This is a genomic window from Sulfitobacter undariae (assembly GCF_014196805.1).
Lineage (GTDB): Bacteria > Pseudomonadota > Alphaproteobacteria > Rhodobacterales > Rhodobacteraceae > Sulfitobacter > Sulfitobacter undariae.
Map to the genome: position 1 here is coordinate 1 of NZ_JACIEI010000005.1, position 12,909 is coordinate 12,909.

General features: G+C 52.1%; 14 protein-coding genes and 1 pseudogene. 2 read left to right on the forward strand and 13 right to left on the reverse strand.

All coding sequences use genetic code 11. The features are described 5' to 3' along the window. Nucleotides 1-185: 185 nt before the first annotated feature. Genes flgA through GGR95_RS09210 form a run of 7 tightly spaced genes read right to left on the reverse strand, consistent with a single transcriptional unit; the run spans nucleotide 186 to nucleotide 3,520 of the window. The gene (gene flgA, locus GGR95_RS09180) at nucleotides 186-605 is read right to left on the reverse strand and encodes a flagellar basal body P-ring formation chaperone FlgA (RefSeq protein WP_184565076.1); all 420 of its coding nucleotides are present in this window, start codon (nucleotides 603-605) and stop codon (nucleotides 186-188) included. After that, nucleotides 605-1,390, reverse strand: coding sequence for a flagellar basal-body rod protein FlgG (gene flgG, locus GGR95_RS09185; protein WP_184565077.1), 786 nt, complete (start codon nucleotides 1,388-1,390; stop codon nucleotides 605-607). Before flgG ends, flgA begins: the two co-directional genes overlap by 1 nt. Nucleotides 1,391-1,402: 12 nt before the next feature. Continuing rightward, nucleotides 1,403-2,122 (reverse strand): flagellar hook-basal body complex protein, encoded by a 720-nt coding sequence (locus tag GGR95_RS09190; RefSeq protein WP_184565079.1) that lies wholly within the window; start codon nucleotides 2,120-2,122, stop codon nucleotides 1,403-1,405. Between the two features lie 2 nt (nucleotides 2,123-2,124). Further along, entirely contained in the window at nucleotides 2,125-2,394 is a 270-nt protein-coding gene (locus tag GGR95_RS09195; protein WP_184565081.1) for a flagellar biosynthetic protein FliQ, read from the reverse strand. Continuing rightward, complete coding sequence (fliE, locus tag GGR95_RS09200) at nucleotides 2,394-2,684, reverse strand: flagellar hook-basal body complex protein FliE (protein ID WP_184565083.1); 291 nt, start codon at nucleotides 2,682-2,684, stop codon at nucleotides 2,394-2,396. The genes GGR95_RS09195 and fliE overlap by 1 nt, the downstream gene beginning before the upstream one ends. Before the next feature lie 45 nt (nucleotides 2,685-2,729). Then, the gene (flgC, locus tag GGR95_RS09205) at nucleotides 2,730-3,122 is read right to left on the reverse strand and encodes a flagellar basal body rod protein FlgC (protein ID WP_184565085.1); all 393 of its coding nucleotides are present in this window, start codon (nucleotides 3,120-3,122) and stop codon (nucleotides 2,730-2,732) included. An 11-nt stretch (nucleotides 3,123-3,133) separates the two neighbouring features. Continuing rightward, nucleotides 3,134-3,520: a FlgB family protein gene (locus GGR95_RS09210; protein ID WP_184565087.1), complete on the reverse strand. Its 387-nt coding sequence runs from the start codon at nucleotides 3,518-3,520 to the stop codon at nucleotides 3,134-3,136. 80 nt (nucleotides 3,521-3,600) lie between these two features. On the opposite strand from GGR95_RS09210, the gene GGR95_RS09215 reads away from it, so the two are divergent. Both GGR95_RS09215 and GGR95_RS09220 read left to right on the forward strand, forming a co-directional pair. Then, nucleotides 3,601-4,932 (forward strand): FliI/YscN family ATPase, encoded by a 1,332-nt coding sequence (locus GGR95_RS09215; protein WP_184565089.1) that lies wholly within the window; start codon nucleotides 3,601-3,603, stop codon nucleotides 4,930-4,932. Between the two features lie 378 nt (nucleotides 4,933-5,310). Continuing rightward, a complete protein-coding gene (locus GGR95_RS09220; protein WP_184565090.1) occupies nucleotides 5,311-5,613 on the forward strand; it encodes a type 2 periplasmic-binding domain-containing protein in 303 nt (100 codons plus the stop codon). A gap of 183 nt (nucleotides 5,614-5,796) precedes the next feature. Here the strand turns inward: GGR95_RS09220 and GGR95_RS09225 are convergent. From GGR95_RS09225 to GGR95_RS09250, 6 genes and pseudogenes are all read right to left on the reverse strand, one after another. After that, a pseudogene (locus GGR95_RS09225) lies at nucleotides 5,797-6,727 on the reverse strand (IS5 family transposase). A 234-nt stretch (nucleotides 6,728-6,961) separates the two neighbouring features. Beyond that, nucleotides 6,962-8,074 carry a flagellar basal body P-ring protein FlgI gene (locus GGR95_RS09230; RefSeq protein ID WP_184565092.1) on the reverse strand — a complete coding sequence of 371 codons (1,113 nt, stop codon included), beginning with the start codon at nucleotides 8,072-8,074 and terminating at the stop codon, nucleotides 6,962-6,964. Then, nucleotides 8,071-9,075, reverse strand: a complete 1,005-nt coding sequence (locus GGR95_RS09235) for a flagellin (RefSeq protein WP_184565094.1) — start codon at nucleotides 9,073-9,075, stop codon at nucleotides 8,071-8,073. Before GGR95_RS09235 ends, GGR95_RS09230 begins: the two co-directional genes overlap by 4 nt. 1 nt (nucleotide 9,076) lies before the next feature. Beyond that, complete coding sequence (gene flgK, locus GGR95_RS09240; RefSeq protein WP_184565096.1) at nucleotides 9,077-10,519, reverse strand: flagellar hook-associated protein FlgK; 1,443 nt, start codon at nucleotides 10,517-10,519, stop codon at nucleotides 9,077-9,079. A 58-nt stretch (nucleotides 10,520-10,577) separates the two neighbouring features. Beyond that, nucleotides 10,578-11,903 (reverse strand): flagellar hook protein FlgE, encoded by a 1,326-nt coding sequence (locus GGR95_RS09245; protein ID WP_246423344.1) that lies wholly within the window; start codon nucleotides 11,901-11,903, stop codon nucleotides 10,578-10,580. A 64-nt stretch (nucleotides 11,904-11,967) separates the two neighbouring features. Then, nucleotides 11,968-12,825, reverse strand: a complete 858-nt coding sequence (locus tag GGR95_RS09250) for a flagellar motor protein MotB (RefSeq protein ID WP_184565100.1) — start codon at nucleotides 12,823-12,825, stop codon at nucleotides 11,968-11,970. Nucleotides 12,826-12,909: the final 84 nt, after the last annotated feature.

Consider the following 12,909-nt stretch of genomic DNA (forward strand, 5'->3'; position numbering starts at 1 on the left):
CGCCACTCAGCACTGGGCTGGAAAAGCCCTGTCGCCTTCGAACGAAAGGTGGCTTAAACGAGCACTTGGGGCGGCACTAAAGCGTGACAGGTCCAGGGGGGGCTTCCGATGTGGTCCGCCCTATCGCAGGCAAATGTCAGCCCAAGCAAACACAGAATGCCAAATTTGAATGATACTCGCATGTGTCAGTTACTCACTTTTATTGTGCCGTTATCTGCAATGACACCGAATAGAGTTGCGCGTGACCCCAAGTTCATCACACGAACGCGGTCGCCAATGGCACCACGCTCTAATGCACGCCCTTCTGTGCTGATACTGATCCCGTTAGTATCGTAGAGAAGGAGGACGATCTGGTTGCGTGAAATCACAGAGGGCGGTGCAAGGTCCGTTAAAAAAATTGGCCTCCCTGCGTAAAGCACTACACGTGCCTCTTGGCCCAAGACCTGGGACAGGTTGGCATACCCCTTGTTAGATTTGCCTGTTGCGATCGTCACATCCTCGTTTGTGATTGTTTGCGCGGGGCGTATTGTACGCACGGGTACAACGGTCTCAGCCAAAACAGGTTGGACAAGCATGAATGTAAGGATCGTTGCAATGAGTTTCATCAGCGCACCTGTGTCGTGGCGCTCATCATCTGGTCGACAGCCGAGATGACTTTGGCATTCATTTCGTAGCCGCGTTGGGCCTCGATCAACTCAGTGATCTCACGCACAGCATCTACAGAGCTATCCTCCAGATACCCTTGGCGAAGTGTACCTAGTCCGTCCTCGCCAGGGGAGGATACAAGTGCCGGACCGGATGCTTCTGTTTCCAAAAACATGTTGCTACCTATTGCCTCCAAGCCCTTGGAGTTGGTGAAACCGGTCAACGTAAACTGTCCTAAAAGCTGGCCGGCTGCAGCCTCGTCAAAATAGGCATACACTTCGCCATCCGCGTTGATCGAAATACTGCGCGCGTCGTCTGGTATCGTTATTTCGGGGCCAACCGCAAACCCGTCAGACGTGACGATCAATCCCTCACCTGTACGCTTCAATCCCCCGTCGCGGGTATAGGCAGTTTGCCCGTTCGGTAGGGTCACCTCTAGATATCCCAAGCCTTCGATGGCGACGTCTAGGTCACCGTTTGTGGCTGACAGCGCCCCTTGTTGGAGATGGATACTCACCGCGGCGGGGCGTACACCTAGGCCCAATTGGACACCTGTAGGTAAGACAGTTCCATCGGATGCGTTAATCGTCCCGGCACGTGCCATTTGTTGATAGTGCAAATCCGCAAACTCGGCACGACGGGCATTATATCCTGTTGTGCTCATATTCGCGAGGTTGTTGGAAATCGTCTCAACCCGCATTTGCTGAGCGCTCATTCCGGTAGCGGCAATCTTGAGGGCACGCATAATTTCTGTCCTTTAATTGGAAACTGTAAGGGTTTTGACGGCAGCCCGAATGCGCTCGTCTTCTGTTTTGAGGAAGCTCTGACCCATCTCATAGGCGCGCTGCACTTCGATCATCCTCGACACTTCGAGAAGCGGATTGACGTTAGAGCTTTCTACGAACCCTTGAATAACCCGCGCGGTCTCAGAGGGCTCGTCGCCTTCATCAGCGCGAAACATGACCCCATCCTCACGGACCATTTTGAGCGGCTCAATCGGCTGAACAATGGCCATTTGTCCAAGAGGGGCACCATTCATACTTAGTGTGCCATCAGAAGAAACTGCCAGTGTTCCCTCGCCAGCGGGTACAAACAACGGCACGCGCCCCGCATCTAAGACAGGGAAACCGTCTGGTGTGACGAGTTGTCCCTCAGCGCTGGGAATGAAAACACCAGCTCGGGTGAGCCTTTCTCCCATCGGGGTTTGCACAACGAAATATCCGTCACCTTCTATAGCGAAATCAAAAGTGCCATTTGTTTGCGTTAACCCGCCTTGTTCGAACGACGTCCTGTTAACATTACCTTGCCCCATAGAGAGAGAGGGGGCGCCTTCCAGAGCCTTGACGTATTCTGAAAAAATCACGCCTTCTGCACGAAACCCCGTGGTCGAAGAGTTGGCAATATTGTTGGCAACCACCTGCATTTCGCGTTGTAGGCCCAACTGGCGCGTTAAAGTGGTGTATCCGGTACTTTCCATCTTTATCCTCCGATGATGAGCGGGATGATCTGGTCGTGGAAGAACGAGACAAGCGTGTTGGTCATGAAGTGCATCGACATCCAGAAAACGACAGCGATCGCGGCCAATTTTGGCACAAATGTTAGCGTCATTTCCTGAACTGATGTCAGCGCTTGAACCAACCCGATGGAAACGCCTGTCACAAGGGCAGCGACAAGGATTGGCAGGGAGATGACAAAGGCAATCCATAACCCCTGTCGCATGGTGTCAAAAAACACCAATTCATCCATCATCAGACAGGCATCCGCAAAATTTCCTGATACGCTTCTACCACTTTGTTTCGCACGCTTACCGCCGTTTCGACAGCCAGTTCTGTTTGTGCCAGAGCCTGGACCAACGCATGTGGGTCTGCATTTCCCATCATCGTTGATTGTGCGATTTGTTCTGATTTTGCCAAAGTAGCGGCAAAATCCTCTCCAATGTTTTTGAGCAGCGAGGGACCGCTGTCTGGTCCTTCGCTTGGCGTGGTTGCAGGCTTGGCTGATGTGTAGTTTTGGATTGCGGAAAGTGATTTCAATTCCATTCTGGAACTCCTTTTGGTTGTGTGGCTTATGGACGGGTTTCAAAATTAGCGGCGTAGCAGCTGCATTAGGCTGCTCGACATATTTCGTGCCTGATCGAACATTTTAAGGTTCGCCTCATAGCTTCTCTGGGCTTCCCGTGCGTCCGCCAACTCGATTAAAAGGTTCACGTTGGAACCTGAGTAGTTTCCTTCTTGATCTGCCATTGGATGCGCGGGGTCGTAAACTTTGGGAAGTTCTGACTGATCCAGACGCACACGTCCTACTTCAACATTTGACACACGATCGCCGTGAGCCAAGGCTGTTTGAAACGAGACCAACTTTCGCCGGTATCCGGGTGTATCTGCATTTGAGATATTTTCAGATAAATGCCGCAAACGCTGTGCTTGTGCTTGCATCCCACTGGCTGAAACGGAACGGGCTGACGAAAAATCAGTCATTTCATATTCTCCTAGTTTGTACGCACTGCCATGCGAATGATATCCAGAGCCGATTTATAGATGGCCAATGCGCGCTCATGATCGCTTTTGGCCTCAGCGGCTTTGAGCAGTTCTGTTTCCAGAGAAACGGTATTTCCGTTTGGGTTATCGTCCCCCCGCTGCTCGGTTACAGGTATTTGTGATCCCTCGATGCTGCCATGCAAGTGTTCGGCACGGGTCGCGCGTTGTGCGCCTGCTGTTCCGGTCGTCGCGTAATGCGATGCGAAAGGGGCAAGTTCCTTGCCCGCATATCCAGGAGTGTCGGCATTGGCGACATTCTGTGAGGCAAGCGCCTGCTGTTGCCCTGCATGACGCGCCATAGCGGCGGAGGTTTGGAACACTTGTAAATTTTCGAACATCGGGAATCTCCCTGCTGCGGTTTCATGAAGGCTTAAGGGTGATTCCTTTAGAAACAATGAGCAGCAGACAAAGGAACGCCATGATTGATGCATTACTTCTCGATGGGCTAACGGCTCACATCGCTGATCTACGCACTGTGCGTGCTGTTGGACGCGTCAGCCGCGCTGATAGCACCGCCCTGCACGTGACCGGGCTGACAAACGACGCTTCAATCGGGGACGGTTTGAAAGTCTATCGTAAACGCGGGGCGCCATTGACGGGGGAGGTGGTCCAGATCATCGGCTCCTCGCTGGTGATGCTCACGGATGCGCCCCCCGAAGGGGTGAGTCTGAATGATCGCGTCACGCTTATGTCGGCTGCTGCAATTGCGCCGTCAAACGAATGGTTGGGCAGGATTATCGACCCCGCTGGTAAACCGTTGGACGGAAAACCGCTTTTGCGTGGCGCGATCGCTCGTCGCCTCTTATGCCCGCCGCCCAAAGCCGCTGATCGGCGGCCGTTTGGTGAACGATTAAATACCGGACTGGCAGTGACAAACACCATGCTACCTTTGGTAAAAGGGCAACGCGTGGGGCTTTTTGCTGGTTCGGGTGTGGGTAAATCCAGCCTTTTGGGGCAGTTTGCACGCGGGATGAGTGCGGATGTTGTTGTCATCGCAATGATTGGCGAACGTGGGCGCGAACTTCGACACTTTGTTGATGAAGTCCTTGGGGCAGAAGGTTTGGCGCGCGCTGTTGTTGTCGCCGCCACCTCAGATCAATCCCCCCTCATGCGGCGCCGTTGTGCATGGTCTGCAATGGCCGTAGCCGAGCATTTTCGTGATGCAGGTCAGTCGGTACTATTTTTGGCCGATTCGATCACGCGCTTTGCCGAAGCGCACCGTGAAATTGCCATTGCCGCAGGAGAGGCACCTGTCCTGCGTGGTTACCCGCCTTCTACCACCCACCTCATCACCTCACTTTGTGAAAGGGCAGGCCCGGGAACCACCACGCAGGGGGACATCACGGCGGTATTTAGTGTGCTGGTCGCAGGATCTGATATGGACGAGCCGATTGCCGATATTTTGCGCGGAGTGCTGGACGGCCACATTGTGCTGGATCGTAGGATCGCGGAGCGGGGGCGATTCCCGGCTATTGATTTACTGCGCTCTGTATCGCGAAGTTTACCTAAAGCCGCGAGTGAGCATGAAAACGCTCTGCTGTCCGTAACGCGTAAAATGCTAGGGTTATACGATGAAAATGCAATGATGATCCGCGCTGGCCTCTATACTCACGGCAATGATCCAGAGGTAGATAAAGCGATCATTTTGTACCCCGAGATTGAGGAATTTCTGGCAAAGGTAGAACCGGGAGATTCTCAACGTAGTTTTAATCAACTTGAACTTATATTGCGGCGCGCTGGGTTGTCCTGAGCAGGAATTTCTGGCGATCGATTCTGAACAAATGTTGCCGCGACCATCACCAGTTACCCAGTATCGGTGATGGTCTCAATGCGCGAACTAGGTCGAGAAAAGGCTATGCCTGCACAGCAGTTGCGCGTCTCAACGGGAAAGTACGATTGTAAACAAGCGTGAAAACATAGGTATATGTGACGCAAAAGTAATCACTACAAAATCGTCCGGCACGGTCAAACGCCCAGTGTATGCCAAATTCAATACCTTTGCCTTTGACGTTAAAATTACCCCAAGGACGCTGATTTTCGAAAACGATACATCAAAATCCCGTCTGCGCCCCAGAGTATCCGCTCGCGGCCTATCCCAACCCCGGCTATATTGCATCGACAGATTGTATTGCGCAGTCGTTATCGCACCCCTGCGGACCAGACCGATGAAATGAAAAGCTCCACGATTTGGAATGCTGAAAACCCTGATTTGATCCTTGCTTTGGTGTTGCGCGGACTTGGCTGGGCCGAACTCCCCATGCTATCGATCCACCACCATATTGCCGATGGCACTTTGTTACGCCTGGCATGTAGCTTTCAGCAAAGTGATGAACTTGAGGGCATAGATGTTGTCTGGACTGAGCAACGCGCACTAGGCCGTGAGGGTCAATGGAGACGCGACCAACTTCTTAACGTGTCGCAAGACGGATAGGGGGCACATGATAGGTATTGCTATTTCGGTTTCTTTTCAGGCCCAATACCGGTGAAAATGCCGCGGGAATATGACATTTTGGAACGCAAAAGCACACCTTTTAATTTTTGCGGACTACCCCGTTTGACGGGCTTTGTTACACAAATCGGGCTGAGGTTGGACTTCCCCTTACCCCAGACGGAATTAGCCTACGGGCACGGTGCGCGGTATGTCGAGAGCTGTGAAGCTGTTTAGGATCGCGGCACGGATTTGGACCTCCGCAACTTGCCGGTCGAAGTCACGTGCCGAGAGGCGCTGACCGAGCAACTTCACACAATGCATCTTTGTTTCGACGCGGCTCCGGCGGTGGTACCCGGTCACCTGTCGCCACAATGCGCGACCCAGATACTTTGAGGATTGGACGGCTTCGTTGCGTGCTCTGGCCCCGGGCGTATCGGGCTTCCACAGTTTGGCATTCTTACGCGGCGGTATGACGCCATGGGCATTTCGCGCTGCAATCGCATCATGGTATTTGCGCGTGTCGTAGGCTCCGTCAGCACTGACGCTCCCGAGGTCTTGATCCGGGGATCTGATTGAGTAGGTCAGGCAGCATTGGAGCATCGCCGACACTGCTGCTTGTTACCTCAATGGCCCGTATCTCCAGCGTTTCCTCATCAATCCCTATATGGATCTTGCGCCATAGGCAGCGTTTGGAACCACCGTGCTTACGGGCATTCCATTCACCTTCGCCTTCCGCCTTGATGTTTGTGCTGTCTATTAGCAGGTGCAGAGGACCTGCTGATCCTTTGTGCGGGATAGCGACTGACAATGTTTTTTGACGGCGACACAATGTGCTGAAGTCCGGCACCGCCCAATCCAGCCCAACCAATTTCAGTAGGCTTTCCACAAACCCGGTCGTTTGCCTCAAGGGCAGGCCGAACACGACTTTGAGGGTCAGACAGGCTTGAATAGCAGCATCGCTGTAGGTTTGCTGACGCCCCCTTCGACCAAACCCGACCACTTCCCACGTCATCCCTGGATCAAACCAGATGGATAGCGATCCTCGTTGTTTGATTGAAAAATTGTACTCGGCCCAGTTCCGGGTCTTGTACTTCGTCGGTATCCAGCTGCTCATGGCAGCCTGCTACTATACTGGATTCATACAGTGAATCCTACAGGACGTGATTTGTGCAACAAAGCCACGTACACCTCTCGGCTAATAGTTTCGGAGGCGCAAAATGTACTTTTTGTTTGCGTATAACTGCTTAAGTATTTTGAATTCAACATCGTGGCCACAGACTACATCTGTCAGGAGTGGCTGAAGTACGACGCCGTGTCAGGCTGAGTAGTACATGGTGTTTATGGTGGGTCATCTAACAAGAAATTCCGCGTGCAATGCGCCTGCTGCTTTGATGCTTTTGAGAATATCGATCATGTCGCGCGGTGATACGCCAAGTGCGTTTAGCCCAGCGATGACTTGGGATAATGATGCGCCAGAAGGGATTTCAGCCAAACCGATACCGGGCTCTTCTTCAATGGCTGCACGGGTACGGGGGACAACTACGGTTTGACCTTGTGCAAAGGGATTGGGCTGAATCACCAATGGCTCCTCTTGAATACGAAGAGTTAAGTTTCCCTGACTCACTGCGACGCGAGAAATACGTACATCTTCGCCCATGACGATTGTTCCAGATCTCTGATCCACAACGACACGCGCCTTGCGTTCTGGTTCAACCTCGATGTTTTCAATTCGGCCCAGAGCATGCGCAACAGAACGCATTTTTGTTGCAGGTATATCCAGAACAACGGTGCCACTGTCTAGCATGATGGCTACATTTCGACCGAAATTTCGGTTGATAGCCTGCTCTATTCTTCCGGCTGTCGTAAAATCGGCTTCGCGTAGCGCTAAACGCAAATCTTGTAACTTACTTAGTTGAAAGTCGATTTCACGCTCTACGCGCCCGCCAGAGGGAATCGTGCCTGATGTTGGGACGCCCTGCGTCACCTTGCCACCATCGCCTGCAGCAGTGGCTCCGCCTGCAATGATTGTCCCCTGAGCCACAACATAAATCTCTCCATCTGCTGCATTTAGCGGGGTCATAATCAGAGTGCCTCCCAAGAGGCTTTTGGCATCTCCAATTGCAGAAACAGTTACGTCTATCTGTCCGCCCGCCCGTGCAAACGGAGGTAAGGCTGCGGTGATGAGAACTGCGGCAACGTTCTTGGGGCGGAATTCCTCTCCGGTAACATTCACTCCGAGCCGCTCGAGTATGTTCGTCATTATGTCTTCTGTGAATGGCGCGTTGCGTAACCCGTCTCCTGAGCCATCAAGCCCGACAACCAGACCATAGCCCACAAGATCATTCCCACGGACACCATCAAAATCGACTAAATCTTTGATCCGTACTGGACTAGCATGCGTGTCACCCGCTGACAGAAACAGGATGGCCAAACATAGGGCTAATTGCACCAAAATATTCATAGGTAATTTACAAGTGAAAGCTGGGACATACGTGATGTTATGGCGTAAAGGCTTTGTAATTGAAATTGGACTTGCTCCAGTTCTGTCGCGGCCTGGTAGGGATCAATTGATAGAAGTTCACTGCGGGCCAACTCTATTGTGGTTCTCTGGGTACTTTGCTGAACACTCAACGCTTCGATTTGGTGTTCGGAGTAACCGACCATTGATTGTAAATCGATTATAGCAGCGTTGGAGTTTAGGGTGTTGACGGCAGTTTTTTGAAAGAGCTCGCCTTGTTGCGCCCGCGTTAGGCCAAGGGCGGGATCATCCGCCAATGCTGCTACAGTGAGGTTGAGCAATGTGTCACGCAACGCCGGATTATCTGCACGTAATTCAAATTGCGCAGCCTCTTCATCAGATAGGGAAACAGGCGCAAGTGACTTATCTGAACCGAGATAACCAAGTGTGGAAAAACCTGCTGGGTCGGCGAACCATGCTTGGGCTGCCGCTAACATGTCGTCGACGCTGCCTGCTCCTGCCATAGCTCCTCTCAGGGCTGATAGAAGCTCTTCGGACGAAGCAACTGGACTCGTGCCCGTCGCGGTGCCTGAAAATATTGTGCGGCCACCAAGGCTGGTGTTCAATGCGCCAATAACTTGGCCGAGTGCAGTCTTAGCTTCTTGGATGATAATGGTGGAAGTATCGCCGTACCCAGTGTTGCTTGCTGTCAGCAGGGTCGCCTGAAAGGAAGAGTTCACGGCACTGATGTGGGTCAATGCGGTTTGCACACCTCCTGCAAATTGCCCGGCTTCAAGTGTTGCAAGGCTGTAGCTTTCCAACTTGCCTAAGCTTCGCTCTAGATCATTCAGGTATTCAGTGTTGCCTGCTGCAATATCTCGAATGTCAGCGATTTGTCCGGTAGATATCTCAAGTGTAAGTCTTTGGAGCTGTTGTTTGAGAGATGTATTTTGCGATTGCATGACGTATGAACGAGCACCATCGCCCATTGAATTGATTTTCATTTCACAACCTCGTCACTGTTTCAAGCATAGCATCGGCTGCCTGTATTACGCGGGCATTTGCTGCATAAGATTGTTCCAGTATCAGCAAATTTTGTAGTTCTTGATCCGTATCCACCCCCTCGGATAATTGTAGTTGTGTGAGTTCAGCCAAGCGGGCGGAGCTAAAGCTGAGATTTTGCTCAGCACCACTGCGGCTAACAGCGAGCAAGCCACTGAAACTTGAAAACAAGTCTGCTGCCGCTAAAGTGCCGGTTCCAAAACTTCCCGAAGCTGGCATGCGGGATTCTTCAAGCGCGCCACGTAAATCGTTCAAAAGTGTTGCATCGCCAACTGCGCCGGGCGTTGTTGCCCCCAAACCATCCCTTAACTTCCAAACGTCTCCTCCAGTTGCGGTGTCAACCGCACTGTTTAGGGTTAAACGTGAACTCAGGCCGACTTCGTTGATTGGGTCAAAACTTGCGTTCGCATCTGTGAAAAGACCCGGATCACCTGCGGCACGTGTTGTATCCAAGGCAGGGTCGGAAAAGCGCTCAATTAAGTCCCTGCTAAGTGCATCAAGCTGCGCTTGTGCTTGTACGCCATAGACATCTCGAACCTCAAAATATCCCCCGAGGCTACCGCCTCCAAGTGCTGTGGAGCGCAATACATCCTGACCATTTAGTGTCAGGCCTGACAGTGTATTTGCCTCCAGCGTTTGGTACGCAGTAACTGTATTCTGTTTCTCAAATCCGATGGTAACAGCGGAAATGTCCAGCAGGCTGGCGCCACCTTCGGTATAAATTGCAACGGCGCCGTTATCGCGTGGCACCACATTGATCGGGACGATGGAGCCGATTTCATCGAGAATGGCTTGTCTTTGATCTAAAGAGGCAAGGCTGCTCCCGCCTTTTGCCTGTGCCGTTGCGATTTGTATGTTAAGTTGTTCGACCTGCTCCAACGCCATGTTAAGATATGAGACTTCCAGTGCGATTTGCGTGTCCGCATTACTGCGCATGCCTTGCACTTGGGCCGAAGCCTGGCTCAAGCTGCTTGCCAATTGCTGGGCGTCCGTTACGACTTGAGCCAATCTTTCCACTGCGTCGGGCCTGCTGGCGGCGGCGATAAGGCTTTCTTCAAATGCGCCAAGGTGCCCACTTAATCCGTCAGCATCGCCCGCGATACCTGTTACGGATTCAAAGTCGCGCAAGAAGTCGACAATGACTTGGCTGTTTTGCTGGGCTGCATTAGCGATCCGGCGATCCGACACAATGCTATCGTTCATTTGCCTGTTTATGCCGTCTATATTCACACCCGAAGCACCGTACCCAAGTGTAGAAAGCTCTAAACTACGCTTCCCGTAACTTGGGGTGAGTGCATTGGAGATATTGGTAGAAACAATTTCTGTACCGCGTGCTGCGGCACGCAATCCGGAAATCGCGGCGTTCATGGCTCCTGTGATCGACATGTGCTTCCCCTTGGATCAAGCTTTTAGGAGGACACTGCCTCCCCTATTATGCACCAAATCAACGTTTGATGTTGGTGGTTTCCTGCAACATCTCATCCACTGTTTGGATGACTTTGGCGTTTGATGAATACGCGCGTTGTGTCTGGATCATCGATGTTAATTCGCTAGCAACATCAGTGGTCGATTCTTCACGTCGATAAGCAAGGACTTCACCTGTTGGCCCGTCACCGGCATCCCACATAAAGAAAGACCCACTGTCGATCGAAGGTCGATAGGTTTGCGAGTCTAGTGCAATCATGCCGTTTGGATTGGGTACATCTACCAATGGGATTTGGTAGATCGTGCGTGTGACACCAGTGTCAAAAGTGGCGTGAACATAGCCATTAGCATCCACGTTGACGCCGGTCATGTTGCCTACAGGTGTTCCGTCTCTCGTGATGGCTACTGGGGCAAATGAATCTGACAGTTGGGTGAGGCCGTCACTTTGGCCTATAACGCCGATTTCAATCTCGATTGGCCCACCATCAACGTTGACAATAAATGTACCTGTCGTGCCGTCATATGCGCCGCCCGACACTGTTGTCACCGATGCCAGTGTACCACCTGCCGTTCGATCGTCTGAAAACGTCAGCACATATTCCCCGATGGTCACGTTTGGATCATTCGAGTCGGTGAGGGTCATCGTCCATTGGTTTGAAGCGCCTGTTGCTGGTACTGTGGGCGTGAACAGGACATTCACATTTTCGGAGGTGCCTAGATTGCCATAGTATTCCACGGTCAGCGGTTGTTCCTCAACGGGGGCACCTGCCACGGTGGCAGTCGCTGGTAGGTTAACACCAAGTGTCATCCGTGTAGTCGGTTGGCCTGTCAGCTGGTTGATTTTGATCTGCACTGGCTCCAGCCCATCGTCCGTATCGCGAGAGGGGGCAGCGAAAGTGCCATCCGCTTGTGCAGGCCAGCCCAGCAAAACCAAACCGGAAGATGTGGTAAGGTACCCTTCCGCATCGGTTGAGAATGATCCTGTCGAAGTGAGCAGCATGTTGGTTTCGCCATTGCCAACATTCAAATCCGATACTTTGGCTACAGGTAACATACCGCGCCCGCGGACTGCCAAATCTGTTGCGTTTGCAGTTGATATCAACGACCCGCCCAAATCAATCTGTCGGCTGGTTTCTGCCCGTACACCGCCTGCTGAATAGGTGCCGCCACTTTGCGAAATCACCATTGACTGAAAATCAGTTTCGACCCGTTTGTAGCCGTAGGTAGATGAGTTTGCGATATTGTCCGAGATTCCGGCCAATCGCGTTGCATTGGACTTTAGCCCTGCTACCCCTGCGTTTAGGGACGATGAAATTGTCATAGACACGCCTTTCTGATCTGCCATTTCTTGTTCTGAAGCAAAGCATATCCGGACAGGTTTAATGCGGCGCTAACAGATAAAATGCGCTCTATTTTCCTGGTTCAGGGACATCGCGTAGCAGAACAATCTCGATTCGGTCGTTGCGCAGTGACATTGGGTTTCTGACCAGAATTTCACGATCAGCATGGCCCGTTACGCGCTGAATGCGCATGGGGTCGATGCTTTGCGCCTCCAATAAAAGACGCATCTGCGTCGCGCGGTTCTGGGATAGGCCCCAAACGGTGTTTTCTTTCAGAGTAATGGGTTGCGCGCGCGTGTGTGCTTCTACTGCGATTTCATTCGTTACAGTTTTACTGACTTGCGCAATCACGCTGATAAGAGCGGTCAACAAGGGCGTCGGCTCACTGCTATTCGTCTCGAAAATAGGTCTCTCAGCTGTGGAAAAGGCTTCGATTACCAAGCCTTCATCCGTAATACGCGTTGTGATGTGTTCCAGCGGGTTTTCCATTACCGATGATTCGCCGCCATGCCCTTTGAGCAGTTCAACAAGAGTTTCGAAGAGTTCGGTTTGTGCGTCTGCTGTATCGGTGGAAGGTGCGCTGTCTATTGCGCCACGCGCCTTGTCTTCACTGGTGGCGCGATTGGCGGAAGCACCAGTGCCCTCCTGCGAAAGGGTCATCTCTGAAAAGATGCTGTCCCCTGAAAATACGCCCTCTCCACCGCCGGATATCCGCGCAATTGGAATGGTTGGCGAAAAGTAATCGGCAAGCCCTTTTCGTTGCTGTTCAGTTGTTGCGTTCAGCAACCACATCAGCATAAAAAATGCCATCATTGCGGTCACAAAGTCCGCATATGCAACTTTCCATGCACCACCATGGTGCCCGCCGCCTTTAATGATCTTTTTACGCTTAATGATAACCGGCGCGAGATTTGCATTCGCACTCATATTCACCCGATCCCATCAATACAGATGCAAGCGTTATTAAAGCCCTAAGAGCGGTATTGGTGGTTAGCAGCGGGTTAAGCTTGC

What these genes read in the sequence shown, in the direction of transcription:
- flgA (WP_184565076.1), bottom strand. Translation starts at nt 605, where the DNA reads ATGAAACTCATTGCAACGATCCTTACATTCATGCTTGTCCAACCTGTT.
- flgC (WP_184565085.1), bottom strand. Translation starts at nt 3,122, where the DNA reads ATGACTGATTTTTCGTCAGCCCGTTCCGTTTCAGCCAGTGGGATGCAA.
- GGR95_RS09190 (WP_184565079.1), bottom strand. Translation starts at nt 2,122, where the DNA reads ATGGAAAGTACCGGATACACCACTTTAACGCGCCAGTTGGGCCTACAA.
- flgK (WP_184565096.1), bottom strand. Translation starts at nt 10,519, where the DNA reads ATGTCGATCACAGGAGCCATGAACGCCGCGATTTCCGGATTGCGTGCC.
- GGR95_RS09230 (WP_184565092.1), bottom strand. Translation starts at nt 8,074, where the DNA reads ATGAATATTTTGGTGCAATTAGCCCTATGTTTGGCCATCCTGTTTCTG.
- GGR95_RS09245 (WP_246423344.1), bottom strand. Translation starts at nt 11,903, where the DNA reads ATGGCAGATCAGAAAGGCGTGTCTATGACAATTTCATCGTCCCTAAAC.
- GGR95_RS09215 (WP_184565089.1), top strand. Translation starts at nt 3,601, where the DNA reads ATGATTGATGCATTACTTCTCGATGGGCTAACGGCTCACATCGCTGAT.
- GGR95_RS09250 (WP_184565100.1), bottom strand. Translation starts at nt 12,825, where the DNA reads ATGAGTGCGAATGCAAATCTCGCGCCGGTTATCATTAAGCGTAAAAAG.
- GGR95_RS09210 (WP_184565087.1), bottom strand. Translation starts at nt 3,520, where the DNA reads ATGTTCGAAAATTTACAAGTGTTCCAAACCTCCGCCGCTATGGCGCGT.
- GGR95_RS09235 (WP_184565094.1), bottom strand. Translation starts at nt 9,075, where the DNA reads ATGAAAATCAATTCAATGGGCGATGGTGCTCGTTCATACGTCATGCAA.
- fliE (WP_184565083.1), bottom strand. Translation starts at nt 2,684, where the DNA reads ATGGAATTGAAATCACTTTCCGCAATCCAAAACTACACATCAGCCAAG.
- GGR95_RS09195 (WP_184565081.1), bottom strand. Translation starts at nt 2,394, where the DNA reads ATGATGGATGAATTGGTGTTTTTTGACACCATGCGACAGGGGTTATGG.
- flgG (WP_184565077.1), bottom strand. Translation starts at nt 1,390, where the DNA reads ATGCGTGCCCTCAAGATTGCCGCTACCGGAATGAGCGCTCAGCAAATG.